The sequence below is a fragment of the Mesorhizobium sp. genome (assembly GCF_005063415.1).
Lineage (GTDB): Bacteria > Pseudomonadota > Alphaproteobacteria > Rhizobiales > Rhizobiaceae > Mesorhizobium.
In genome coordinates this window covers 1-2444 of record NZ_SUEG01000293.1, presented here as the reverse complement: position 1 = coordinate 2444, position 2444 = coordinate 1, and the positions used below count along the sequence as shown (strand labels likewise).

At 64.9% G+C, this 2444-nt stretch carries 1 protein-coding gene and 1 pseudogene; one reads left to right on the top strand and one right to left on the bottom strand.

The window, feature by feature from the left end; translation table 11 throughout:
• The first annotated feature begins 76 nt into the window (after positions 1-76).
• Positions 77-1678 (top strand): cisplatin damage response ATP-dependent DNA ligase, encoded by a 1602-nt coding sequence (locus E5W70_RS31915; RefSeq protein WP_292665289.1) that lies wholly within the window; start codon positions 77-79, stop codon positions 1676-1678.
• Between the two features lie 102 nt (positions 1679-1780).
• On the opposite strand, the pseudogene E5W70_RS31910 reads toward E5W70_RS31915, so the two are convergent.
• Positions 1781-2444: pseudogene (locus E5W70_RS31910) on the bottom strand (hypothetical protein); the annotation flags it as partial.

Sequence of the window (2444 nt, the reverse complement as noted above, 5' to 3'; positions counted from 1 at the left end):
CCCTTGAGGGGGAGATGTCCGGCAGGACAGAGGGGGGCGCGGCAGAACGCGAGGCTGGCCCATTGGCGCCCCTCCCATGAACCGCTTCGCCGAGCTTCTCGACCGGCTGGTGCTGACGCCGTCGCGCAACGGCAAGCTGACGCTTTTGACCGATTATTTCCGCAGCGTCGAGGATCCGGACCGCGGGCTGGCGCTGGCGGCCATCACCGGCGATCTGTCCATTGCCGCGGTCAAGCCGGCGATGCTGCGCACGCTGGTGATCGAGCGCATGGATCCGGTGCTGTTCGGCTATTCCTACGACTATGTCGGCGACCTGGCCGAGACCATATCGCTGGTCTGGCCGCAAGCGCCGGCCGACATTGCCAACCACGAGCCGACGCTGGCCGAGGTGGTGGCGAAGCTGCAGGCGGCGAGCCGCTCCGACGGGCCGCAGGTGCTGGCCCGGCTGCTCGACAGCGCCAGCTCGTCGGCGCGCTTTGCCATCATAAAGCTGGTCACCGGCGGCCTGCGCATCGGCGTCTCGGCGCGGCTGGCCAAGCAGGCGCTGGCCGATTTCGGCAAGATCGATGTCGGCGAGATCGAGGAACTCTGGCACGGCCTGACGCCGCCTTATACGGCGCTGTTCGCCTGGCTCGAGGGCAGAGCGGAAAAACCCAGGAAGACGGCGCTGGCGCTGTTCAGGCCGGTGATGCTGTCGAATGCCGTCGGTGACGGCGACCTCGAAAAGCTCGACCCGGCCGACTACGCGGCCGAATGGAAATGGGACGGCATCCGCGTCCAGGCGGTTTGCGAAGGCGGCATTCGCCGGCTCTATTCGCGCACCGGTGACGATGTCTCGGGCGCCTTTCCGGACTTGGCCGAGGCGATGGATTTTTCAGGTGCCCTCGACGGCGAGCTTCTGGTGGGAGACCCCAGGCAGGCGACGGGCACGTTCTCGGACCTGCAGCAGCGACTGAACCGCAAGAGCGTGCCACCCAAGATCCAGCAGCAATACCCGGCCTTCATGCGCTGCTACGATGCGCTGCAGATCGGTGACGAGGATGTGCGCGGACTTCCCTTCCGCGAACGGCGCGGCCGGCTCGAGGCTTTTGTGAGGACACTCGATCCGAGCCGCTTCGATCTGTCGCCGCTGGTCGAATTCACCAACTGGCAGGCGCTGGAGGAATTGCGCCGCAAGCCGCTGCATCCGGTCATCGAAGGCGTCATGCTGAAGCGCTGGGATTCGCCCTATGTGGCCGGGCGGCCGAAGGGCCCGTGGTTCAAATGGAAGCGCGATCCGCACACGGTCGACGCCGTGCTGATGTATGCCCAGCGCGGCCACGGCAAGCGCTCGAGCTTCTATTCCGACTACACATTCGGCGTCTGGTCCGGGCCGGAAGGATCGGAGGAGCTGGTGCCGGTGGGAAAAGCCTATTTCGGCTTCACCGACGAGGAATTGAGGCAGATCGACAAATATGTCCGCGACAACACGATCGAGCGCTTTGGCCCGGTGCGCTCGGTACGGGCCGACCGCAGGAACGGGCTGGTGCTCGAGGTAGCGTTCGAAGGCCTCAACCGCTCGACGCGGCACAAATCCGGCGTTGCCATGCGCTTCCCGCGCATTTCGCGGCTGCGCTGGGACAAGCCGGCGGCCGAAGCCGACCGGATCGAGACGCTGCAGGCGCTGCTCGATAGTTAACGCATGTCGCGCAAAAAGTGTGCAGCGGTTTTGCGGTAACGACATGCATCAAAACAAGAACCTAAAGTGCGTCGCATGAGGCCGGTCCGAACGCGACGTGCTTTAGGGAACGACTGAAACGCGGATCTCATAGATGTCGACCGACTTGCCCTGCTTGTCGAAGTCGGAATTGATGGCGATGGTGCCGGCAGCGCCCGGATGCTTGTCGGGAAAGCGCACGTCGAACAGATATTCATTGCGCTCGCGACCGACCGCATAGCGCTTGCGGCCGCAGTCGCCGAGTTCGCCGAAATTGCAGTCGACGGAAATCTGCGTCTCCTGGCCCTCCTCGGAGCGCGCGATGATGTCGAATGTGGCATGCTTGCCGGCGAGTTTTTCCAGCACGCCCTGCCCGACGTCGAAGCTGATGGCCGAACCGGATGCACCCGAGCGGATGCGCAGGAAGGAACCGCTTTCGTCCTGGATAACGTCGGCCTTGGCGTCAGACGGTGCATTGACCTGCGTCGGGTCACCCGGCGAAAACACGTTGATCCAGTCGCGCGCCTGGTCCTGCTCGCCCTGCTTCGGCGGCGAAGCGGTGTCGTCCGGCGTGAAATCATCGCCATCGACCGTTGGCGGCGCTTCCGGCGGCGCCGTGTCGAGCTCGGTCGCCGATTTGAAGACGCCGGTCTGGTTGGCGAAATAAAGGCCGATGCCGACGGCTGCGAGCAGCGTCACACCGAAGAAGATCGCGGTCAAAGGCAGGCGCCGCCGCCTCGCCCGCCGG

Bases quoted from the DNA above. Each gene is read 5' to 3' on its own strand.
- E5W70_RS31915 (WP_292665289.1), top strand. From the start codon at position 77: ATGAACCGCTTCGCCGAGCTTCTCGACCGGCTGGTGCTGACGCCGTCG.